Annotated in this window: 23 protein-coding genes; all 23 read left to right on the top strand. The window is 52.0% G+C overall.

Annotation, left to right across the window (positions count from 1 at the left end; all coding sequences use genetic code 11):
• The 23 genes from atpG (at position 1) to mreB (ending at position 23708) form a co-directional block, all read left to right on the top strand.
• A complete protein-coding gene (atpG, locus tag DFP95_RS17655; protein WP_115993969.1) occupies positions 1-861 on the top strand; it encodes an ATP synthase F1 subunit gamma in 861 nt (286 codons plus the stop codon).
• A 67-nt stretch (positions 862-928) separates the two neighbouring features.
• Entirely contained in the window at positions 929-2347 is a 1419-nt protein-coding gene (atpD, locus tag DFP95_RS17650; RefSeq protein WP_115993968.1) for a F0F1 ATP synthase subunit beta, read from the top strand.
• A 26-nt stretch (positions 2348-2373) separates the two neighbouring features.
• Complete coding sequence (locus tag DFP95_RS17645; protein ID WP_115993967.1) at positions 2374-2775, top strand: F0F1 ATP synthase subunit epsilon; 402 nt, start codon at positions 2374-2376, stop codon at positions 2773-2775.
• A gap of 149 nt (positions 2776-2924) precedes the next feature.
• Positions 2925-3404, top strand: a complete 480-nt coding sequence (locus DFP95_RS17640; protein ID WP_115993966.1) for a Dps family protein — start codon at positions 2925-2927, stop codon at positions 3402-3404.
• 295 nt (positions 3405-3699) lie between these two features.
• Positions 3700-4071 (top strand): NADH-quinone oxidoreductase subunit A, encoded by a 372-nt coding sequence (locus tag DFP95_RS17635; protein WP_115993965.1) that lies wholly within the window; start codon positions 3700-3702, stop codon positions 4069-4071.
• Positions 4056-4574: a NuoB/complex I 20 kDa subunit family protein gene (locus DFP95_RS17630; protein ID WP_115993964.1), complete on the top strand. Its 519-nt coding sequence runs from the start codon at positions 4056-4058 to the stop codon at positions 4572-4574. Before DFP95_RS17635 ends, DFP95_RS17630 begins: the two co-directional genes overlap by 16 nt.
• Positions 4571-5434, top strand: a complete 864-nt coding sequence (locus DFP95_RS29640) for an NADH-quinone oxidoreductase subunit C (protein WP_281273424.1) — start codon at positions 4571-4573, stop codon at positions 5432-5434. The genes DFP95_RS17630 and DFP95_RS29640 overlap by 4 nt, the downstream gene beginning before the upstream one ends.
• Positions 5435-5440: 6 nt before the next feature.
• Positions 5441-6541, top strand: coding sequence for an NADH-quinone oxidoreductase subunit D (locus tag DFP95_RS17620; protein WP_115993962.1), 1101 nt, complete (start codon positions 5441-5443; stop codon positions 6539-6541).
• On the top strand, positions 6541-7548 hold the full coding sequence (nuoH, locus tag DFP95_RS17615; protein WP_115993961.1) for an NADH-quinone oxidoreductase subunit NuoH: 1008 nt from the start codon (positions 6541-6543) through the stop codon (positions 7546-7548). The genes DFP95_RS17620 and nuoH overlap by 1 nt, the downstream gene beginning before the upstream one ends.
• A 13-nt stretch (positions 7549-7561) precedes the next feature.
• A complete protein-coding gene (gene nuoI, locus DFP95_RS17610) occupies positions 7562-8008 on the top strand; it encodes an NADH-quinone oxidoreductase subunit NuoI (RefSeq protein ID WP_115993960.1) in 447 nt (148 codons plus the stop codon).
• 3 nt (positions 8009-8011) lie between these two features.
• Positions 8012-8536, top strand: a complete 525-nt coding sequence (locus tag DFP95_RS17605; RefSeq protein WP_115993959.1) for an NADH-quinone oxidoreductase subunit J — start codon at positions 8012-8014, stop codon at positions 8534-8536.
• Positions 8537-8538: 2 nt separating this feature from the next.
• The gene (nuoK, locus tag DFP95_RS17600; protein WP_425453297.1) at positions 8539-8841 is read left to right on the top strand and encodes an NADH-quinone oxidoreductase subunit NuoK; all 303 of its coding nucleotides are present in this window, start codon (positions 8539-8541) and stop codon (positions 8839-8841) included.
• A gap of 5 nt (positions 8842-8846) precedes the next feature.
• Entirely contained in the window at positions 8847-10715 is a 1869-nt protein-coding gene (gene nuoL / locus DFP95_RS17595) for an NADH-quinone oxidoreductase subunit L (protein ID WP_115993957.1), read from the top strand.
• Complete coding sequence (locus DFP95_RS17590; RefSeq protein ID WP_115993956.1) at positions 10715-12331, top strand: complex I subunit 4 family protein; 1617 nt, start codon at positions 10715-10717, stop codon at positions 12329-12331. Before nuoL ends, DFP95_RS17590 begins: the two co-directional genes overlap by 1 nt.
• Before the next feature lies 1 nt (position 12332).
• A complete protein-coding gene (locus DFP95_RS17585) occupies positions 12333-13883 on the top strand; it encodes an NADH-quinone oxidoreductase subunit N (protein WP_115993955.1) in 1551 nt (516 codons plus the stop codon).
• Positions 13884-14234: 351 nt separating this feature from the next.
• Positions 14235-16322, top strand: coding sequence for a S8 family serine peptidase (locus DFP95_RS17580; protein WP_147304183.1), 2088 nt, complete (start codon positions 14235-14237; stop codon positions 16320-16322).
• Positions 16323-16359: 37 nt separating this feature from the next.
• On the top strand, positions 16360-16620 hold the full coding sequence (locus DFP95_RS17575) for a DUF1146 family protein (RefSeq protein WP_245987712.1): 261 nt from the start codon (positions 16360-16362) through the stop codon (positions 16618-16620).
• Positions 16621-16850: 230 nt separating this feature from the next.
• Positions 16851-18236: a UDP-N-acetylglucosamine 1-carboxyvinyltransferase gene (gene murA / locus DFP95_RS17570; RefSeq protein WP_115993953.1), complete on the top strand. Its 1386-nt coding sequence runs from the start codon at positions 16851-16853 to the stop codon at positions 18234-18236.
• 595 nt (positions 18237-18831) lie between these two features.
• A complete protein-coding gene (spoIID, locus tag DFP95_RS17565) occupies positions 18832-19998 on the top strand; it encodes a stage II sporulation protein D (protein ID WP_181907489.1) in 1167 nt (388 codons plus the stop codon).
• Positions 19999-20092: 94 nt separating this feature from the next.
• Positions 20093-20827 (top strand): M23 family metallopeptidase, encoded by a 735-nt coding sequence (locus tag DFP95_RS17560; RefSeq protein ID WP_115993951.1) that lies wholly within the window; start codon positions 20093-20095, stop codon positions 20825-20827.
• Positions 20828-20982: 155 nt separating this feature from the next.
• Positions 20983-22116 carry an HD-GYP domain-containing protein gene (locus DFP95_RS17555; protein ID WP_115993950.1) on the top strand — a complete coding sequence of 378 codons (1134 nt, stop codon included), beginning with the start codon at positions 20983-20985 and terminating at the stop codon, positions 22114-22116.
• A 201-nt stretch (positions 22117-22317) separates the two neighbouring features.
• A complete protein-coding gene (gene spoIIID, locus DFP95_RS17550) occupies positions 22318-22605 on the top strand; it encodes a sporulation transcriptional regulator SpoIIID (protein ID WP_115993949.1) in 288 nt (95 codons plus the stop codon).
• 104 nt (positions 22606-22709) lie between these two features.
• Positions 22710-23708, top strand: a complete 999-nt coding sequence (gene mreB, locus DFP95_RS17545; protein WP_115993948.1) for a rod shape-determining protein MreB — start codon at positions 22710-22712, stop codon at positions 23706-23708.
• Positions 23709-23710: the final 2 nt, after the last annotated feature.

The following is a 23710-nucleotide window of genomic DNA, read 5'->3' as shown; positions in this document are numbered from 1 at the left end:
TTGGCTAAAGGTATGCGCGAAATCAAGCGCTCGATTAAGAGTAAGCAGAATACGAAGCAAATCACGAAAGCGATGGAAATGGTCGCGGCAGCTAAGCTCAGAAGAGCCCAGGAAGCCGCGATCGCTTCTCGCCCTTATACGGACAAGATGAAGGAAGTCGTATCGAGCATCGCTTCCGGCGCAGGCGGCAGCAAGCATCCGATGCTGCAGAGCCGCCCGATCAAGAGAACGGCTTACCTGGTCATCACTTCGGACCGCGGTCTAGCCGGCGGGTACAACGCCAACATCCTTCGTAAGGTGTTGCTTACGATTAAAGAAAAGCATCCGTCACCGGACGATTACGCGGTATTCGTCATCGGCCGGAAAGGCCGCGATTTCTTCAAGCGCCGCAACATTGCGCTAGTGGACGAAATCACCGGATTATCGGATTCACCTAAGTTCTCAGATATCAAAGAAATAGCGGCGAAAGCGGTTCAAGGATTCGAAGCGGGTAATTTCGATGAAATCTATCTGGCTTATAACGAATTCATTAATGCGGTTACGCAAGTGCCGACGCTTAAACGGCTTCTTCCGCTGGGCCAACTGCAAGCGGGCGGAGACAAAGCGGACTACGAGTACGAGCCTTCCCCGGAAGATGTGCTCAACGTCCTGCTGCCGAAATACGCGGAAACGCTCGTATTCAGCGCCGTGCTTGAAGGCAAAGCCAGCGAGTTCGGATCAAGAATGACGGCTATGGGCAACGCGACGAAGAATGCGACGAAGATGATTGCGGATCTGACGCTCACGTACAACCGTGCGCGGCAAGCGGCGATCACCCAAGAAATCGCGGAAATCGTCAGCGGAGCGAATGCACAGCAATAAAATTTGTGACGGTTGATCTCAAGCCCCGACGGGGAGAGAGTTTAATTGCACTCCAGGAGGTAAAACCATGAGCAAAGGGCGCGTTGTTCAGGTATTGGGACCGGTCGTCGATATCGAATTCGACCACGGCCATCTGCCTGACATACTCAATGCGATTAAAATTGAAGCAAAAGCGGGAAGCGCAGGCGGAAACGACATCAGCCTTACGGTTGAAGTCGCGCAGCATCTGGGCGACAATCTGGTACGCGCGGTAGCGATGTCCTCCACGGACGGTCTCGTAAGAGGCACGGAAGCGGTTGACCTTGGTATCCCGATTACGATTCCGGTTGGACCCGCGACTCTAGGTCGCGTATTTAACGTATTGGGCGATTCGATCGACGGCAAAGGCGTTGTAGACCGGACGTACGTAAATCCGATTCACCGTGCGGCTCCTCTGTTCGAAGATCTTACTACCCAGACGGAAATGCTGGAAACGGGCATTAAAGTCGTCGACCTTCTTGCTCCTTACACCAAAGGCGGTAAAATCGGACTGTTCGGCGGTGCCGGTGTAGGTAAAACCGTTCTGATGCAAGAGCTTATTCACAACATCGCTTCCGAGCATGGCGGTATTTCGGTATTCGCCGGCGTAGGAGAGCGTACTCGCGAAGGAAACGACTTGTACCACGAGATGACGGAATCCGGCGTTATCGCGAAGCTGGCCATGGTATTCGGCCAGATGAACGAGCCTCCGGGCGCTCGTATGCGCGTTGCTTTGACGGGACTGACAATGGCGGAATACTTCCGCGACGAAGAAGGCCGCGACGTTCTTCTCTTCGTAGATAACATCTTCCGCTTCACGCAAGCGGGCTCCGAGGTTTCCGCATTGCTCGGACGTATGCCTTCCGCGGTAGGTTACCAACCTACGCTGGCTACCGAGATGGGTCAGCTTCAAGAGCGTATCACTTCCACGAAAAAAGGTTCGGTAACGTCGATCCAAGCGATCTACGTACCTGCCGATGACTATACGGATCCGGCTCCTGCTACGGCGTTCGCGCATCTTGACGCGACGACGAACTTGGATCGTAACATCGCCGCGATGGGGATTTTCCCAGCTGTAGATCCGCTTGCTTCCTCTTCCCGGATTCTAGCTCCGGAAATCGTGGGCGACGAGCACTACACGGTCGCTCAAGGCGTTAAGAAACTGCTTCAGCGCTACAAAGAGCTTCAAGATATCATCGCTATCTTGGGTATGGATGAGTTGTCCGAGGAAGACAAGCAGGTCGTTCACCGTGCTCGTCGCGTTCAACTGTTCCTGTCCCAGCCGCTGCACGTTGCGGAAGCGTTCAACGGGATTCCCGGAGTATACGCGCCGATCAAAGAAACGATTCGCAGCTTCAAAGAGATTCTCGAAGGCAAGCATGACGATCTTCCGGAACCGGCTTTTCATAATGTCGGCGTAATCGAAGAAGCTGTCGAGAAAGCGAAGAAACTCGCTGCTGCGGTTTAATCAGCCGCCGGTTTGGAGGAAACGATATGAGTACCTTACGGTTAGAGATCGTAACTCCGGAGCGCAAGGTTTACGAGAAAGACGTGAACATGGTAGTCGTCAAGGGCGTAGCGGGCGAGCTAGGTATTCTGCCTCACCACATCCCATTGGTTACTCCGTTGAAGGTCGCTCCGGTTAAAGCCAAGATCGGCAATACGAACGAGTTTATTGCCGTTCACGGCGGCTTCATGGAAGTGCGCAAAGACAAGGTCGTTATTCTCGCGGAAGCCGCCGAGATGGGCTCGGACATCGATGTGTCCCGTGCCCGTATGGCGAAAGAACGCGCGGAGCGCCGTCTGGCGCAGAAGCAATCCGACATTAACGCTCAACGCGCGGAATTGGCGCTTCAACGTGCCATTAGCCGTCTCGAGACTGCCGGAGAGCAATAAGCAATATCTCATCGACAATCGCCCTCGTCTGGATCTCTTGATCCTGGCCGGGCGATTTTTTTGCGAGTCAATGCATGGCTATGATTCTCCGGGGCGAGTTGGGGGTAAGTTATAAGGGACAAAGACTTAACAAAGTTGGAGGGATTCCCATGGCTAAAGCTCAACTCGAAGCTAAACCCGAATTGAAGACACATTCACGACTGAACGATTCGTTGAACGTTCAATTAGCGAACTGGTCCGTATTGTACTTTAAGCTGCATCATTTCCATTGGTACGTGAAAGGGCCTCACTTCCCGGTTCTTCACGTCAAATTCGAAGAGTTATACGAGCTGGCCGCGCTTAAGCTGGATGAACTGGCGGAGCGTATTCTTGCTATCGAAGGCAAGCCGGTGTCCACGATGAAAGAGTTTCTATCGCTGGCCACGATTAAAGAAGCGGATAAGGCGAAGAGCGAGAACGACATGCTCTCCGCCACCATCGCCGATTTGCAATTATTGGTGAAAGGCTTGGAAGAAACGGCAACCTTGGCCGAAGAACAAGCAGACGATGCTGCGACCGCGGATATTATTACGGGACAGGTGGAAGACCTTCAGAAACAAATCTGGATGTTGAAATCGACATTAGGTTAAGCATGTTTTTATTCTGCAAGCATATAAACCACTGTGCGGACCTGCACAGTGGTTTTACTTCGTAATGTCGACTATGTCATAAGACTTATAATCCAATCTGACGAGTTTCCAATGAAAACGCTATTTTCGTGGACTTGATTGGGAGCATTTGTTATAATCATGGGGTAAAAATATTCGTTTGCAACTATCGGATGAGCACGAATTTCTAAGTATTTGTACTCATCCGATAGCTCGATACAAACGTTTTCTGCCGTCCCAAGGACGGCAAAACCGTTTTACTTGGGGAGGCGTTGAAGTGGAGAAGTACATCAATTCATACGTCATTGTATCCGTCTTCCTCATCCTAGGCATCGCCTTTCCGATCTTTGTATTGTGGTTAGGTTCTAAGCTGCGGCCCAATAAACCGACGCTAGAAAAGGAAACCACTTACGAGAGCGGTAACGAACCGGTAGGAGATAGCCAGATCCGCTTTAACGTCCGATACTATTTGTATGCGCTTATGTTCGTCGTCTTTGATGTGGAAACCGTCTTCCTTTACCCCTGGGCCGTAGCTTATAAACAGCTTGGTCTATTTGCTTTAGTCGAGATGCTGATTTTTGCCGGACTGCTGCTTGTAGGGCTTGTGTACGCATGGAGAAAGAAGGTGCTGAAATGGAACTCGATTTAGCGAACGTATCGCCGGAAGACCGGAAGGAAGTAGAACGCAACGTTTTCTTCGGCACCGTGGATCAGTTGAAAGGTTGGGCCCGCAGCAACTCTTTATGGCCGCTGACGTTCGGTTTAGCCTGCTGTGCAATCGAGATGATGGCCGCCGGCGGAGCTCACTACGATCTTGACCGATTTGGAGTCATATTCAGAACCTCTCCCCGCCAAGCGGACGTAATGATCGTATCGGGTACGGTCACCAAGAAGATGGGGCCGTTATTGAAACGGCTGTACGATCAAATGCCCGAACCTAAATGGGTTATCGCCATGGGGTCGTGCGCGACTGCGGGCGGTCCATACGTGAAATCGTATTCCGTAATTAAAGGCGTCGACCAGATCGTGCCGGTTGACGTTTATATTCCGGGCTGCCCGCCCAATCCCGCGGCGCTTATATACGGAATCAACAAGCTGCAGGAGAAAATCCGATACGAGGCCAAGACCGGGAAGCAGGTGACGGGCCGGTGAGCGAGGAGAACAATCGGGAGCAGGGAGACGCACCGGTGCCGGATCCAAAGTCTGAGCCGGTAGCGGAACCGCAAGCAGAACTGCCCGCAGTCGAACAACCGCAAGCGGAAACGCCGATAGCGAATATACCTGCAGCCGAGCAACAACAGGCGGAGCAACCGGTAGCGGAAACGCCGCCGCCCGCTCGCAGAGTCGAGACCGACGAAGAGAAGGCTGCCCGACGCAAGGCATCGCTGGAGGCACGGGAGGCCGCTAAGGCCGCAGCGGCCCAAGCCGCCGGGCTAGCCGCGCAAGCGGGGACGGAAGGGCGCGCCGTCGCTAAAGCATCAGGAGATTCGGACGGTGAGGGTGGGGGGGAAGAAGCTCCTCCGAGAGAGCCTTCCCCCAATCAACCTAGATTAGATCGAGTCGCGGCGATACTTCGGGAGCTCGTGTCGGAGGACGCGGTGGAAGAAGCATACATAAACGAACCCAACGATCACTTGCCTACGCTCGTCGTCAAGAACGAGTTTTGGCTGAAGTCCGCCGAGCTGTTTCGGAATCATGAAGAGTTAAGCTGCAGTTATCTTCGCAACGTATCCGGCGTAGATTATGAGACGCATATGGAAGTCGTCTATTATCCGCTCAATATGGACACCCGCCATTGTTATTGCTTGAAAGTCCGTACAAGCCGAGATCAGCCAACCGTTTCTTCGGTAACTCCGATATGGGAAACCGCTAACTGGAACGAGAGGGAAATCTACGATTTGCTCGGCATCGATTTTCCCGGCCATCCGGATCTAAGACGCATCATGATGCCGGACGATTGGGTCGGCCATCCGCTTCGCAAAGACTACGTTCCGCTTGACCCGGAGGTGTAAGCACGCGTGATTCGTACAGAAGAACTGCTGCTCAACGTTGGTCCACAGCATCCAAGCACGCACGGAGTGTTTCGGATCGTCGTCAAATTGGACGGGGAAGTCATAACGGAAGCAACCCCCGTTATGGGTTATTTGCACCGAGGTACGGAGAAGCTCGCGGAAAACTTGAACTTTACTCAAATCATCCCTTATACCGATCGCATGGACTATGTGTCCGCAATGACCAATAATTACGTGCTCTGCCACGCGGTGGAGAAAATGATGGGGCTTGAGATTCCCGAACGCGCGGAATTCATGCGCCTCATTGTCATGGAGATGCAACGGGTAGCCAGCCATTTGGTGTGGTGGGGAACGTATCTGCTCGATATTGGAGCAATCAGCCCTTTTCTGTATGCCTTCAGCGACAGAGAACGCATTCTCGGCATGTTCAACGAGCTATGCGGAGCGAGGCTGACGTATAATTACATGAGAGTCGGCGGAGTGAAATGGGATGCTCCGGAAGGCTGGATCGAGAAAGTAAAAACATTCGTCAAGGATATGCATTATCGGCTGGACGAGTATCATAATCTGGTTAGCGGCAACGAGATTTTCCTGTCCCGGATCAAAGGAATCGGGAAATACGATGCGAAGACGGCGATCGATTACGGATTATCCGGAGCGAATCTTCGCTGCACTGGCGTGCAATGGGATTTGCGTAAAGCGGAACCCTATAGCCTATACGATAGGTTCGAGTTCGACGTTCCGGTCGGGAAGAACGGAGATTGCTTCGATCGCTACGAACTCAGGATGGAAGAGATCGTGCAGAGCTTGCGCATTCTGGAGCAAGCCCTGGAGCAATTTCCGGGAGACGGCGAGACGATGGGCAAGGTGCCCCGGGTCATTCGGCCGCCGGCAGGGGAAATTTACGTGCGTATCGAGTCTCCGCGCGGAGAAATCGGGTGCCACATCGTATCCAAAGGGAAGGCGGAGCCTTATCGGCTGAAATTCCGCCGGCCGTCGTTCGTGAATCTTCAGATATTGCCTAAGCTTCTCGTAGGCGAGAGCATGACGAATCTGGTCACGATTCTCGGCGGCATCGATATCGTGCTCGGGGAGGTCGACTGCTAATGCAGCATTTCTGGGATCAACCGCTAAGCTGGGGAAATGCCGGAATATTCATCGCATCCGCGGTCGGCATACTAGCCGTCGTTATCATTTTCGTTACTTATGCTATCTATTTCGAACGCAAATTCATCGGATGGATGCAATTCCGCAAGGGACCGAACCGAACCGGTCCCCTAGGGCTGCTGCAGACGGTCGCGGACGTATCCAAGCTCCTGCTTAAAGAGGATACGATTCCGAAGAAGGCGGACAGGGGATTGTTCATCCTGGCGCCGGCGCTGGCGTTCGTACCGTCCTTCGCCGTTCTGGCCTTCATCCCTTACACGCTGGAGCTGCAGTTCGCCGATCTTAACGTCGGTTTTCTCTATTACGTTGCTTTATCGGGCATAACGACCATCGCGATCGTCGTAGCCGGCTGGGCGTCCAATAATAAATATTCACTGCTCGGCGGCATGCGTTCCGCGGCTCAGATGATCAGTTACGAAGTGCCGTTAGTCATGTCCGTCGTCGGCGTCGTGATGATGTCCGGAAGCTTGAACCTGCGGGAGATCGTCATATCTCAAAGCGGTTACTTCTGGCACTGGAACTTCATTCCGCAAATACTCGGCTTTGGCATATTCTTGATCGCGGCGGTATCCGAGCTGAATCGTACCCCGTTCGACCTTCCGGAAGCGGAATCCGAGCTGGTGGCCGGATATCATGTCGAATACAGCGGATTCCGGTTTGCCTTCTTCATGCTCACGGAATACATCTACGTCTACGCCATCGCGTGCTTGACGACGATACTGTTCCTTGGCGGCTGGAACTCTCCTATACCGCAATTGGACTTCGTGCCGGGATTGCTTTGGTTTTTCCTGAAATTCGCGGTTATCGTATTCTCGCTGTTCTGGATAAGGGCGACCTTCCCGAGATTAAGGGTCGACCAATTGATGGGGATGGCGTGGAAGGTACTGCTGCCGCTTGCTATTCTCAATATTTTCTTGACGGCGGTAGGTATAGAAATAATGGGGTAGGGAGGTTAACGACATGAAAGGAATGCTCAAAGGTCTAGGAGTAACTCTGAAGACGCTGGGTGCCAAGAAAGTGACGCTCTCTTATCCCGACGTACCGATCGAGATGCCGGATCGATTTCGCGGGATCCAATATTTCGAGCCGGATAAGTGCATCGTATGCAACCAGTGCGCGCGAATTTGTCCGACCGATTGCATCACGCTAACGGGAAAGGCGAATCCGGATCCGGAGAAAAAGGGGAAGGTTATCGACACGTTCGATATTAATTTCGAAATATGCATTCTCTGCGATCTGTGCACGGAAGTTTGCCCGACCGAAGCGATCGTGATGACGAATAATTTCGAGCTGGCCGCCTATAGCCGCGACGATCTGTACAAGGACAAACAATGGCTATACGAGAATAACCTGAACATTCGCGAGGATAACAATAATATCGGCTCTCCGAAAGGAGGCGCCAAATAATCGGTGTTTAACTTTAACGTTGAGTTTACCGGCGAGTTCGTCGCTTTCTTCATTTTATCGGTGTGCGCGATCATCGGGGCCGTGATGGCGATCAATTTCACGAAAGTCGTGCATACGGCTTTGTCGATCGCCTTTACGTTCATTGCTCTAGCCGGGCTTTACGTCCTCCTGGAGGCCGAATTCCTCGCGTTCGTGCAAGTGCTCTTGTACGTTGGCGCCATCACGATCCTGATGATCTTCGGAATTATGATGACCAAGCACGACGGGGAAGGACAAGAACCGGGGCGTCCGCTGCTAGAGACGTTAGCCGCGATCGGATGCGTCTGTTTGTTCGGAATTTTATTCTATGGAATCCGCAATGCCGATTTTCCAACGGAGACGATCGCCTTCTCGGAGGATAATACCCGCGAAATCGGTTTGCAGCTCTTTACGCGGTACGCGATTCCGTTCGAGTTGGTTTCCGTGCTGCTGACGGTCGCGTTTATAGGCGCGATCGCCCTGGCGAAGAGAGAGGAGGATCCGCAATGAGCATGCTTTCCTCCTATCTCACGCTTGCGGCAGTCTTGTTCTGCATCGGCCTATACGGAGTATTGACCAAAAGGAATGCCATCATCGTACTGTTATCGATCGAGCTCATGCTCAACGCGGTTAATCTCAATTTGATCGCCTTCTCCAAGTACGGGATTAACCCCTCGTTAACGGGGCAAATCTTCTCCTTGTTCACCATTACGGTCGCCGCAGCCGAAGCGGCGGTCGGCATCGCGGTACTGATCGTCCTCTACCGCGGCCGCGCAACGGTGAACGTGGACGAATTCGACGAGTTGAGGAGGTAACTTCCATGAGCACCTTCTTTGCAGAACATGCCTGGCTCGTTCCGGTATTTCCATTCGCCGCGTTCGCGATCCTGACGGCAATGGGCAAAGGCTTGAAGAGGACGGGAGCCTGGATAGGCACGATAGCGACATTCGCATCCTTCGTTCTGTCGCTTTGCATCGCCGCGGAACGCTTAGCCGGCAATTCACCCGATTACAGCAATCAATTCGAGTGGATTCAGGTCGGGAGCTTGCAGCTGCACGCCGGATTCGAAGTAACGAATCTCTCCACGCTAATGCTGGTCGTCGTCACTCTGGTCGGATTCTTAGTCAATTTATATTCGCAAGGATATATGAAAAACGACGAGAGAATATCGACGTTTTTCGCATACGTGGCTTTGTTTACAAGTTCCATGCTGGCTTTGGTTTTATCCGACAATCTGCTAACTTTCTATATTTTCTGGGAGCTGGTAGGTGTGTGTTCCTTCCTTCTCGTCGGATTCTGGTATCAGAAGCCGGAAGCGAAGGCGGCCGCCAAGAAAGCATTTATCGTGACGCGGATCGGGGACTTAGGGCTATTGATCGCCCTGTTGCTCCTGTTCTGGTACATGCCGGGTCACGCGCTAGACTTCACGGCTCTGCATAATGTGTTCGATACGCAGTCGGGCACGATATCGGAGGGAATTACCACTCTTATCGCCTTGTTGATCTTCCTTGGGGCAGTCGGTAAATCCGGTCAGTTTCCGTTACACGTATGGCTGCCCGATGCCATGGAAGGTCCTACTCCCATAAGCGCTCTCATCCACGCGGCGACGATGGTTGCGGCGGGCGTATTCCTCGTGGCGCGTACGTTCGATATTTTCGAAGCGTCTCAGGTTGCAATGACCACGGTAGCTATTATTGGAGCTTTCACCGCGATTTTCGCGGCTACGATCGGATTGGCGCAGAACGATATAAAGCGAATCCTCGCTTATTCGACGGTCAGCCAACTCGGCTATATGATGCTGGCCCTTGGAGTCGGATCGGTAACCGGGGCGATGTTCCACTTGTTTACCCATGCGTTCTTCAAAGCCTTGTTATTCCTTGGAGCGGGTAGCGTTATTCATAGCGTACATACTCAGGACATTCGCGAAATGGGCGGATTGGGCAAGAAAATGAAAATAACGGCCTGGACCTTCGGTCTCGGAGCTTTGGCCCTATCGGGTATTCCGCCTTTCTCCGGATTCTGGTCCAAAGACGCCATTCTGACGGCCGCGCTCGACGACCAGCCGATTCTGTTCATTGTAGGCGCTATTGCGGCTTTCTTCACCGCCTTGTATATGGCAAGGCTTTATTTCCTCGTCTTCATGGGCAAACCCCGCGAGGGACAGCATGCCAAGGAGTCGCCTTCGGTGATGACGATACCTCTAATCGTGCTCGCGATATTGGCTACGGTATCGGGATTCGTGGAAACTCCGTTTAACGGCTGGTTCGGACATTGGTTAACCGGAGACGAAACGGAGCACGGCGCGAGCGGCTTGGTGATGGTCGTATCCGCGGCAGTCGGATTGCTGGGGTTATATATCGGATGGCTTATGTACGTGAAGGGCTCGATAAGGCGTGACGCGGTGTCATCCCGTGCTCCCGGCTTGGTAACTTTGCTAGAGCGTAAATATTATATCGACGAGCTGTACCATTGGTTGTTCGTAAAACCCCTTCATGGGTTAGGTAAAGCGCTTGAATTATTCGACGAGTATGTCGTCGACGGCATCGTGCGCTTATCCGGTTATACCGTATCCGGCATCGGAAGGCTGAACTCCCGGCTGCAGAACGGCCAAGTGCAAGCCTACGCCCTTACGGCGCTAATCGGAATCGTGATTCTGATCCTCGCGATAGCCGGAAGGAGGTTCTGGTAATGCTGGATAACCTGCCGGTACTTTCGCTCATTACGTTTACGCCGCTTGCTGGAGCTCTCCTCGTCTTGTTGCTTCCCGGCGCTAGAACCAATTGGTTGCGGATAACGGCTATCATTTTTACCGTAATCCCGCTTCTGTTATCGCTGTGGTTATTTGCTTCTTATCAGCCTTCTCTAGGCGGAGGGGAATATGCGGAGCATTCGACATGGCTGCAGATTCCGTTGAATATCGAATTCTTCAATCCGGGCGAAGTAAGCACGCTACGGCTGGAATTCGACTACAACTTGGCGGTCGATGGTATATCGATGCCTATGGTGCTGCTGACTAGCATTATTTCCGTGATGTCGGTATTGGCCTCCGTGCATATTCGCAAACGGTGGAAAACTTATTATTTCCTCTTCTTGCTACTGCTTACCGGGATATACGGCGTCTTTCTCGCGAGGGATCTGATCCTGTTTTTCGTATTCTTCGAAGTGACTCTAATTCCGATGTTCTTCCTGATCGGCATCTGGGGGTATTACGATCGGGAGAAAGCCGCGACTAGGTTTCTGATTTACAACGGTTTAGGTTCCGCCGCCATGCTGCTCTCGTTCCTCATCATAATCGCGACGCTTGGGTTCAGCACGACGGACGGAATGAATTTGGCGTTCAGCGGAAATTACGACGTGCTTCTAAGCAACTTAGCGGATCCGAACGCGTTCGCGAATGTAGACTCGGCGAATTCCAGGTATTTAGGAATTTTTCTGTCTGATAACGCAAGATGGACGGCATTCGTGTTGCTGCTGATCGCTTTCGGCATCAAGATTCCGATTTTCCCGTTCCATACATGGATGCTGAAGGTGCATACCGAAGCTCCGCCGGCGGTTGTCATGATTCACTCCGGTATTTTGTTGAAAATGGGCGTCTACGGTTTAATAAGATTCGTGCTATTCCTATTTCCCGATCAAATGCACTCATGGGCGACAACCCTTGCGGTATTCGGGGTAATCAATATTCTGTACGGCGCGATACTTGCATGCGTTCAACGCGATTTCAAGCTCGTACTCGCTTACTCGAGCATCAGCCACATGGGAATCGTTCTGCTGGGCATTGCTTCCTTCGAGGAAGTCGGCTTGCAAGGCGCCATCTTTCAATCGGTTTCCCACGGCTTGATTTCCGCGTTGCTGTTCCTGATCGTCGGAAGTCTGTACGAAAGGACGAACACGACGCAGCTAAGCGAACTGGGAGGACTTGCCAAGACGCTACCTTTCATGTCAGGCATCCTGCTCATCGCGGGTCTTGCTTCGTTAGGGCTCCCGGGATTGTCGGGATTCGTGGGGGAATTCCTCTCTTTCATGGGATTGTTCGGTTCGATGAAAATATTGACCGCAATCGGAGTTCTGGGCATACTTTTCGCGGCCGTCTACGTGTTGCGAAGCATTCTTAACATGACGTACGGTCCGATGCCGGAAACCTTCGCGAACCTGAAGGATGCGCGTTTCGTCGAAGCGTTCCCGATGATTACGCTGGCCGCGTTTATCGTACTGTTAGGCGTTTACCCATCCATTTTGACGGACCTCATGCAGCATGGTTTCAACGGGTTGCTCGAACAAATACAGACGAGGATGGGGGGATAACATGGTATCTGTGCAGACTTTAACATGGAGCGACGCGTGGTACCTTGCCCCGGAAATCGTTTTGTCGGCGTTCGCCATTCTGCTTGCGTTATTGGATCTGATCCTTCCGAAGCGAGTCAATCGCAATATCATCGGCTGGTTAACGCTAGCGGGATTACTGGTTGCCGCAGCGTTCGTGGTCTCGCTAATGGTTTCATTGGGCGGATTGACCGATACGGATAGCGCGCCGAGCACGCACAGTCTGCTAGCTGGAAGCTATCGGATAGACGACTTCGGCAATTTATTGAAGCTGGTATTTTTGGGATCGGCGGCTTTCATCGTCTTCTTTTCCCTTGGAACGGTTCGGGACGAAGACGTGCCGATCAAAGCCGAGCTCTACTATCTTATTCTTCCCGCCGTTCTCGGGGCCATGGTCATGTCCTCTTCGGGAGATTTGATCACTCTGTTCGTCGGACTCGAATTGCTGAGCATCACTTCGTATATACTGGTGGCTACTCGCAAGAGAAGCCGACTGTCCAGCGAAGCCGCGTTCAAATACGTCGTTTCGGGCGGAGTCGCATCGGCTTTCATCCTGTATGGAATGTCCTTTCTGTACGGACTGACGGGTAGTACGAACGTCGGGGAAATCGCGCAACGACTCGGAACGGCCGTGGAAAGCGCGGAAGCTCTAGTATATATCAGCTTCTTCCTCATGATCGCGGGGTTTGCCGTCAAGCTGGCCTTGGCTCCGTTTCACGCTTGGGCTGCGGACGTGTACCAAGGAGCGCCGGCTCCGGTTACGGCATTTTTGGCGGTCGTCGCCAAAGGCGCCGCGTTCGCCATGCTGTATCGCATCATGATAAATACGGCATTCCTGATTCCGGGTACCGATAGCTTGATCTCCAAAGACGTCGTCTTAGGATTATCCGTCCTGGCCGCGGCGGCTATGATCGTAGGTACCGCAGGAGCATTAAGACAGCGCAACGTGAAAAGGCTGTTGGCTTTGTCGGGAGTTGCGAACGCGGGTATTCTGCTAACGCCGCTAACGCTGAATTTAACTCAAGTGCATGCTTCCATGTTCGCCGAGTTTTTATTTTTCCTAATAGCTTACGCCTTTATGAATATTGGAGCTTTCTCGGTGCTTACGATGGTATCGAAAGACGCGGGCAATGAAACGCTCTCCGGCTTCGCCGGTCTATACCACAGGGCTCCATGGACGGCCGTGGCGATGACGATCCTGCTGTGCTCGTTGGCAGGTCTCCCGGTTACCGGAGGATTCTTCGGAAAGCTGTTTATCCTGTTCGGAACGATACAGTCCCAAGTCTATTGGTTGGGCGCAATCCTGCTCGCGACGACGGTTGTATCCTATGCCGTATACTTCTCGCTAATCCGTCAGATGTACATGAGAAGCGGATCTACAGATTCAAGCTTGCGACTGACGTTACCGGCCGCGGTGACGATATGGGTATGCGCGATCGCAACGTTGGGGCTTGGCTTTTTCCCCGTCCCGATCTTGGAGGGAATTAAGGAAATTTTCGCGATTCCGACGGATTTGTTGTTCTTGCAAGGTTAAAGCCATTATTATTTAGAAAGGGCAGCCCTCAGATTAGCGGTTGAGGCTGCCCTTTCCGTATGTTTTGGAGTATGCCGAGTAAGAGTGACTAGTTTCGACGGATTGCGACCAAAGACCTGATTTTACCGATGAAAGAAGGGAAATGCTGTCGAAAACCGAAAGTATACATACATAAGTACCATGTAAAATAGCTTCGCCGTCCTTGTACGGAGGTAAATCGTATGTATAGAGCTATCAGATGAGTATAAAGAATTTAACTAGTCATACATCTGATATTGCGGAAAAAGGCGTGATTATGTGCTTAATTATTCAAAAGTAAGCCCAATCTCGCGCAAACCGGGTTTCCGAAGTTTGCGAGCATCTATTGTCATCCTAACGGCGTTTGCCTGTCTGACTACGGTGTCCGCACCTATAATCGCTCATCCGTCTAATCACTTCGGATCCTTTTATGCATCTAACGAAGTGAAGACCGCAGTGTATGCTCAAGCGATCGAGAGTCAGCCTACTGGCTTGGCACCCAGCTTAACGTCTCCCGTTCCTGCGTTCATGCGAATGATCGGAATACCGGATGCATGGGCATCCTTGGACGCCGATGTCACATCAACCATTGCAATCGTTGATACGGGGGTAGATATCAATCATCCCGAGTTAAAGCCTTATTTGCTCGAGGGAAAGAATTTGATCAACGAAAAGAAGCCGGCGCAGGACGACAACGGACATGGAACCGCGGTCGCGGGAATTATAGCCGCCGTCGCGAAGGCCGGAGAATCCTCGCCGGGGCTAGGGCGTTGGAAAGCGAAGCTGTTACCGGTGAAAGCGCTAGATCAATTCGGCTCCGGCAATGAGGAGAAGCTGACGCAAGGAATCCGATATGCCGTGGATCAGGGCGCGGATATCATCGTCTTATCGCTTGGTTTGAGGAGAGACGCTTCGGGGTTGCGGGAAGCCGTCGCATATGCCGAAGGCAAAGGAGTGCTCCTTATAGCCGCGAGCGGCAATGACGCGGCATTATTCGGAGAAAAGGCAGCCGTGCAATATCCGGCGGCTTATCCGACGGTCGTGGCGGTAGCGGGCTCCGACGGAGTTGATCCGATTTTCCAATCAACCACGGGACCGGAGAATGACGTCAGCGCTTCATGGAGTGTCCAGACGTTGGCTATTGGTGGCAGTGGAACGATCGAGATGGAGGGAACCTCCATGGGGGCTCCGCAGGTTGCGGCAATCGCAGCGATGCTCAAAGCCGTTCATCCCGACTGGAAGCCCGTGCGCCTTCGCGAAACTTTGAGACGTACCGCTCGGCTCGACGGAAATCAAAAGTGGAACGATCGAATGGGGTATGGGCTGGTATCGGCCGTGCAGGCGGTTGAAGCGGATTCGATTATCGATTGGCGCGAGCCCAATGATACGAGAACGAACGCGAGCGAATTTCCGTTGGGCAAGGAAGTGGCGGGAACCTGGCGGAGCGCATCCGATTCCGACTGGTTTACATTCGAAATACCCTATGACGGGGTATTTAGCGTTACGGGCGAAGAATCGAAGCTTTCCCTATATGGAGACTCCGGTATACTGAATCCGCTAGCGATTACCGAGCAGCCTTCTTCGGGAATGAATAAACAATGGCAGTTAAGCAAAGGTCGTTACTGGCTACAAGCGAATAAACCGACCAACTCCGGATCGACTTCGGACGGGTACAGGTTGGTTTCTCGGTTTACGATTAGTCCGGACGCTCGCGAGCCTAACAATAGTGCGGCTGCCGCTTATACGTTACCCGCTAGGGATCAGGAGTGGGTTGGAAATTTTCACGATCGGGGAGACTCGGATTGGACGGTGGTGACATTGCCTAAGCCGGGAATTCTGAGATTGTCGGTAACGACCGATACGACCAGAATCGATCCCGAAGTGCGAATTCAGCCTGCCGGAGGCGAGGAAATTATCGTGGACGAACGTGCCGACGGCGGCAACGAGCAGTGGAGCCTGAACAACGCCAAAGCCGGCAAATATTATTTTCGCATAGCCAATGCGGTATCGACCAATCCCGAACCGGTAATCGGGACGTATACCGCCTCTTTGGAATATATTACCCGGAAAGAAGATTTTTATGAGCCTAACGAAAACGCGCTAACGTCTACGCCGCTTTCGCCCGATAAAGTTTACAGTGGGTTAATGAATTCGAACAAAGATCAAGACTGGTACAGATTTACGATATCCGATAAACAACTCGTTAAATTGTCCGTAGGTCACATCCCGAATACGATGGCCATTCAAGTTGAATTGCGAAATAGGAAACTGCAAAGCCTAGGGAAATGGAGCAACGGCAACGGGCAGAGGACTTTGCTCGGGGAGAAATCATTGCCGCCAGGCACTTATTACCTGAAAATAACGTCGGACCGTTCCAATCAAAGCGAGACATACGGGCTGAGAGTTAAGTTTACCTCTTGAGCGAAAAGTTTCTTGAACGGGGAGGGGAGATAGGCAAGTGGGAGACGAGAACGAATTGTTCGCCATGGCTGGCTGGAATGGATTGTTCTCGCTATTCGTCACGTTGGGGTGCGTAGTCGTGGCATGGATCGTTCTGCAGGAATTGAATTTCGATAGGTTCGTGCGCAATCCGCGAAGTCCGCGGTCCAGAGTACTACAGTTGCTTGTGGCTGTTGCCCTGGGGTATTTAGTCGCCCGATTCGTGCTCGATTATTGGTCCTGGGTCGGGACGTTAAAATGGCTCTTCCGCACGGGATGATTTTTTTTCGAAAACGATGTGACGGAACGATCGGAATGGGTAATAATACTCCATACATCGATTGAGATCGTATAGAGGTCGAATAAAGTCGGAAAAAGGGGAATATCCCCAGAAAATGCCGCTTGTGCCAATCAAGAGCGAAGTGGTATGATAAAATTTGGGTTTTTCGGGGGGCGGGTAGTACACCTGCGACTCCGGAATGAATCTATAATGCGCGGAGGGAACCACCCATGAGCAAAATCATCGTCCGCGGCGGACGTACCCTATCGGGAACAGTCCGCGTGCACGGCGCTAAAAATTCCGTCCTTCCGATCCTGGCCGCCGCTTTATTAGCGGAAGAAGGATCCAGCGTCATTCATGACGTTCCCGCCCTGGACGATGTTAAGAACATCCTGCAAGTACTTGAGGCTTTGGGAGTAGACGCGCAGCAAGGCGACGGATTGGTCCGGTTACATGCCGAATCGCTGTCCTCATGCGAAGCGCCGTATGAGCTGGTAAGAAAAATGCGGGCTTCGTTCTTGGTTATGGGACCGTTATTGGCTCGTTTAGGCAAAGTCGTCATTTCGTTGCCTGGCGGTTGCGCCATTGGAACGCGTCCCATCGATCAGCATTTAAAAGGGTTCGAGGCAATGGGCGCGGAGATCGGATTCGGTCAAGGCTCCATTGAGGCCAGCGTAAACGGCAAATTGCGCGGCGCGAGAATTTATCTGGACATTGCCAGCGTAGGCGCTACCGAGAACATAATGATGGCGGCTACGACCGCAATCGGAACTACCGTTATCGAGAACGCGGCCAAAGAGCCTGAAATCGTCGATTTAGCTAATTTCTTGAACGCTATGGGTGCTAAAGTACGCGGTGCGGGTACTGGCGTTATTCGAATCGAAGGCGTAGAGAAGCTGCGCGGCACGGAACATCATGTCATTCCCGATCGTGTCGAAGCGGGTACTTATATGATTGCGGCTGCCATTACCGGCGGTGACGTATACGTCGAGGGAGCGATTCGAGACCATCTCGGTCCGATCGTCGCCAAGCTGGAGGAGATGGGCGTTGTCGTCGATTGCGACGAGAACGGCATTCGGGTCAAGGCTTTGAATCCGCTTCGCGCTGTAGACGTTAAGACATTGCCTTATCCGGGTTTCCCGACGGATATGCAAGCGCAGATGATGACCCTGCTGCTTGTCGCGGACGGAACCAGCATCGTGACGGAAACCGTATTCGAGAATCGGTTCATGCACGTGGATGAGTTGGTTAAGATGGGTGCGGAGATCAAGGTGGACGGTCGCACGGCGATCGTAACGGGCGGCACCAAGCTGTCGGGAGCCAGCGTATGCGCTACCGATCTAAGGGCTGGCGCGGCTCTTATATGCGCGGCTTTGATCGCGGACGGCAACACCGAGGTCGGCGGTATTCATCACATCGAACGCGGATACATGAATATCGTGGACAAATTGGCGGCGCTTGGCGCGGATATCTATCGCGCGCCGTCTCCGGAAGATATCCTCGAGGAGTCCGAGCAAGCTTCGCTTCAGCCGAAAGTCCTTCTTCAACAGATGGAACAGCGCGCGGCGGCAACCTCGGAAGTCATCATTCGCAATATTCAACCGACGCTTGCGTAATCGCGAAACAAGTTCTTATACTTAGACATTCATGAACGTTAACGTCCCTCGCCTTCGGGCTGGGGATTTTTTTTGCTGTCGGAAAGTAAAAAAATGAGGGGCTCCGTATACTTATCCGATAGAGTGAGACAAACATAAGAGAGGTATCCATTTCAATACGATGTATTTCAATCTATTTTTGAAACGAATTTAAGAATTAAGGTAGATAAAGATGTTTTTTATTCCTATAGGTCTCCGATTGTTCTATTTTTTTAATAAATACGATCAATAGCGATGTTCTTAATGCTACTTCGACTGCAAAAGCACTCAATAGCTCCAATAACGATGATTACCATTCTACTTGCCTTGAGTTCACCTTTGATAGCTAACTTTTGATCAAATCGTTCCGCAGAGCACACGCTTTATAACTCGAAGTGACGGGCGGCAAAGCCGTTTTTCTTGCATTTCTATTTTAAAGTCATTATAGCAAACATATGTTCTTATTGGAAGATGCGCGTTCTACCTTTTCCGACTCTCGCATATTTTGAAAGCATCGGTTTACCTCGCTCTATCGAGCATGATTCCGTGGCCGATATTCAACCGGAGGAGGTGGGCCGTGCGACGTCCATTTGGGATTCATATCGGGGCGGCTTTCGTCGTCGGCGTTCTATTATCGGCTGCGGCGTGGCTATCGTTACATCAAGCAGGCGCGGGAACTAGCATCGGTGAGGATTCCCTGAACTACGTATCTATTACTCAATCAGAGACGCGGGCAGAAGGCGAGCTGGATGGCCGACAGTCCGTGGAAGCCGATAAATCAAACGTTCATTCCGGAGAAAGAGAGAGTTCGGCGATAGGGAACAGATCAACGGGGAAATCGGAAACGAATGGCGAGCGATATAAGCAGCCCATGATAAAAGTGTTTTTAACGAAGAGCAATACCGTAGAGAGCGTACCTCTTGAAGCCTACGTCAAAGGGGTGATAGCCGCGGAAATGCCGCTAGATTTCGAAACGGAGGCTATGGAAGCCCAAGCGTTGGCCGCTCGTACCTATATCGTACGAAGGCTGTGGCTAAATGACCATTCCGGTATGACGGTTACAAACGCGGATGTAACGGATACGCAGGAGCATCAAGTATACCGATCGATTGCGGACATGCAAAAACTTCGACTAGAAGACGAAAGCGGCTGGAAGAAGATAGAGTCGGCCGTGAACGGGACGGTAGGAGAGATTATCGTCTACGGCGGAGAGCCGATCGAAGCTTTGTTTTTCTCCACGAGCAACGGCTATACCGAAAATTCCGAAAATGTGTTTCCGGCTAAAGTTCCCTACCTGCGCTCTGTGCCCAGTCCTTGGGACAAGGAATACTCTCCCAGGGCAAAGGAAACGATAGAAATGAGCTTAACCGATTTCTACGACAAGCTGGGAGTGGAGTTCCGGACTATCGGCAAGACTCTGACACCGAACAAGCAGTTGCGCGTCATAGAGTGGACGGACGGCCATCGGGTCGAGCGAATGATAGCCGGCGGTAAGACATTCACGGGTGAGCAGGTGCGAGATAAGCTGGGACTACGTTCCGCATCGTTCGATTGGAAGATTAGCGGCGATAAGATAAAGCTCGTCACCTATGGCAGCGGACACGGAGTAGGCATGAGCCAGTGGGGCGCGGAAGGAATGGCGAAGGCGGGCAAAACGGCCAGTCAAATCGTTGCATACTACTATTCGGGTACTCGCATCGAGGAAGTTTCAAAGCTTGCGGATCGCTCGGAAAATCGACTTTAAGTAGAGTGTCGCTATAAAAATTGTAATCTTTCAGACTAAACAGGTATAAAACCCCGTCACCTGGTAAGAATGGCTTACTGAGGTGATGATAATAATGAATGATGGAAACAACAAAACACCAAGAAAAATCGAAGAGTCTCACAAGACGGTTGCGGGAATGTCTCCCGCTGTCAGGCCTACCGGATGGAAAAAATTCCTTTCCAAGCGCTGGGTATTCCCTGCAGCTTACATGGCCGCGGCAGCAATTATCGTAACGATTCTCTGGCTTAATTCGGGGACGGATCCGAAAGATCCGCAAACAACCGTTACGACAGGAACAGAAAGCAAAGCCACGGAACAAGGGAATATGGACCCTGAAGCCGCGGCGGTTGGAGTTAACGGAGAAATCCTTCGTTGGCCGGTCGAGAAGATCGAAGACATGACGACGCTCGTTCCGTTCTATGACGCAACGGCGCCGGCTGAAGAACGCGAAGCTGCAATGGTCGAATTCAACGACACGTTCACGGCGCACATGGCAACGGACTTGGCGCGCAAAGACGCGGCATCGTTCGAAGTATTGGCGGCTCTAAGCGGTAAAGTAACGGTTGCGGGGCAAACTCCGACCAACGGTTACGAGGTTCAAATCGAGCATTCGAACGGTTTGGTCACCGTCTACCAAAGCTTGACGGATCTGAAGGTTCAAGTGGGAGACGAAGTAGAGCAAGGAGACTTGATCGCTTCGGCAGGCCAAAGCTCCGTAGAACCTCAAGAAGGCGTTCACGTGCACTTCGAAGTACGCAACAACGGGCTGTCCGTTAATCCGAGTACTTTGATTAAAACAGCTAAGTAAGAGACTTGAGAAAATATAGGGCGATTCTATTGCGGATACCGCGATAGAATCGCCCTATTTCTTTTGCCGCGCATTCTCGACAAGCACTATATTCATATGTCATAATTCTTACCATCGGTAGTAGCTCATCAGATTCCGTGGAAAGGTAGAGAACGATGAGGATTGTTGGAATATCGGAATTAGAGATCGGAGACGTGCTCGCCAGGCCGGTGCAAGGAAATAACGGCATCGTGATGCTAGAGGCAGGAACGAAACTAACAGAGCAATATATTCATAGATTGCGGGCGCTCAAGATCAAATTCGTCCATTTGACGGTTCCCTCTGCAACCGCAGGCTCAGAGCGAGTATTGAAGGGGCGGTCTTCGGAAGAGAACACTTGGATTCGCCCGGATATCGATAAATTGAAAAACGACGAGTATGCCCGTCGGGAAGCGGTTAAGCTCGTCGCCGAATTCGCGGACAGAAGCCTGATGCTGGAGAGAATCGCGCTTCCGTTCCCGGAAGGAAACTTTCGCGAACGGTTCCGCGATATTCTGCTGGAAATCACGTCGCAGCCGGCTTTGGCCGAAGAGCTCGGAGTTCTGATGCTCACGGATCGGATGTTGTTCGAACACGCGCTCAACGTTACCTTATGCTCGAGCGTAATCGGAACGGCGCAAAAGTTCGATAGCGCGAAGCTGTATGAGCTGTCGGTCGGGGCTATGTTCTGCGATATCGGAATGACCCGCTTGCCGACGGACTTCACCAAGGTTAACCGCGAGCTGAAAGAGAACGAGCTGACCGTCTTGCGCCAGCATACGAACGAAGGATATCGGGTACTGAAAGGGATGAAGGAGATCCCGCTCGCTTCCGCTCAATGCGCCTTGCTTCATCATGAGCGTTATAGCGGTTCGGGTTATCCGATGGGCGTGACGAACGCGAACATCCCGGAATTCGCGCAGATCGTCGGGCTTTCCGATGTGTACAACGCATTGGGATCCCCTCGCCACCATCGGAACGCGTACGGTCCGTCCGAAGCGATCGAATATTTATTCGCCTCGGGCAATTACGATTTCGAATGGGATCTTATCAAGTCTTTCTTGAATCTTGTCGTCATCTATCCGGTTTCGACGCTGGTTAAGTTAAGCAACGGACAGACGGCTTCCGTCATGGAAACGGCGAGCCGACCGCTTCAGCGCCCGATCGTGCAAGTACTGCGGGAAGCGGACGACAGCGTCGCGATCGTTCCGTATTTACTGGATTTGCAGCGGCATACGAATATCGTAATCGTCGGTAAAGCCGACAAATAGCAGGGCAGACATGTCCTAAAGACGGAAGGGAAATCCCCTTCCGTCTTTTTTATTAGGGCTAAAGATGCACCCGGAAGGCAGTTGGAACTATAAATTAGGTCATAAAAGGGACTTTCCTAGCTTGTCAGGCTTGGCAACCTAGAATAAGTGACCGCGCCCCTCATATACTGTACCAATCTATTTCAGCAGGGAGGCGGGAGCGTGCACGATTACATCAAGGAACGCACGATCAAGATTGGCCGAAGCATTGTGGAGACGCGCAATACGGTGCGTACGATAGCCAAAGAATTCGGCGTCTCCAAAAGTACGGTGCATAAAGACCTAACTGAACGGTTGCCGGAGATCAATCCGGATTTGGCCGACCAGGTAAAGCACATTCTTGAGTATCACAAGTCTATCCGGCACCTAAGAGGGGGGGAAGCGACCAAAATCAAGTATAAGAAGACGACAATCAAAAAACGGGAAGTTATGACAGTCGGAAAAGCATAATTTTGCGAATGATGTCGAAGGGAAAAGAAGGATTTCCCGCTTAAGCAGCGAATATTATACTATTACGATATCAGACATCATATTTGGTGAGGGATAATAGACGCATGTTTAGCAAAGACATCGGCATCGATTTGGGCACGGCTAACGTTTCCATTCACGTTAAAGGCAAGGGAGTCGTGCTCGACGAGCCCTCCGTTGTGGCTATTGAGAGCGATACCCGCAAGGTGCTTGCGGTCGGGGAAGAAGCCCATCGGATGGTGGGGCGGACGCCTGGCAATATTATTGCGATTCGTCCGCTCAGGGACGGCGTTATCGCCGACTTCGAAGTAACGGATATGATGCTTAAGGCATTCATTCAACGAGTAGGCGGCCGGAATTGGTACAGCCGTCCGCGCATTCTGATCTGCGCTCCGACGAACATAACGTCAGTGGAACAAAAAGCGATCCGCGAAGCGGCCGAGAGAAGCGGCGCCAAAGAAGTCTTCCTTGAGGAAGAAGCCAAGGCCGCGGCAATCGGCGCGGGAATGGATATATTCCAGCCGTACGGAAATATGGTAGTCGATATAGGCGGAGGTACGACGGATGTTGCCGTTCTATCCATGGGCGACGTCGTAACCGCCTCTTCTCTTAAAGTCGCGGGGGACAAGTTCGACGCCGCGATCATGAGATACATAAAGAATAAATATAAGCTGTTGATCGGCGAACGCACGAGCGAAGACATCAAGATCAAGATCGGAACCGTATACATGGGCGGCCGCCGCGAAGAGATGGATATTCGCGGACGCGACATGGTAACGGGATTGCCGCTCACGGTCACGATTCACTCCGACGAAGTTCGCGAAGCCCTATGGGAGCCGGTCATGTCAATCGTTGCATCCGCCAAATCGGTATTGGAACGCACGCCGCCGGAATTGTCCGCGGATATTATCGACCGCGGAGTTATTCTTACCGGCGGCGGCGCGTTGCTCGACGGGCTCGACGCGCTCTTGGCGGACGAGATCAAGGTACCCGTCCTCATCGCCGAAGATCCGATGCATTGCGTGGTTAAGGGAACGGGCATCATGCTCGACCATTTAGATAAAATGACTCGCAGATTAGGATAAAT

Origin of the sequence: Cohnella lupini (assembly GCF_003386205.1) — a bacterium.
Taxonomy (GTDB): domain Bacteria; phylum Bacillota; class Bacilli; order Paenibacillales; family Paenibacillaceae; genus Cohnella; species Cohnella lupini.
Note: the sequence above shows the minus strand (reverse complement) of the source record. Positions and strands in the feature narration are given on the sequence as shown.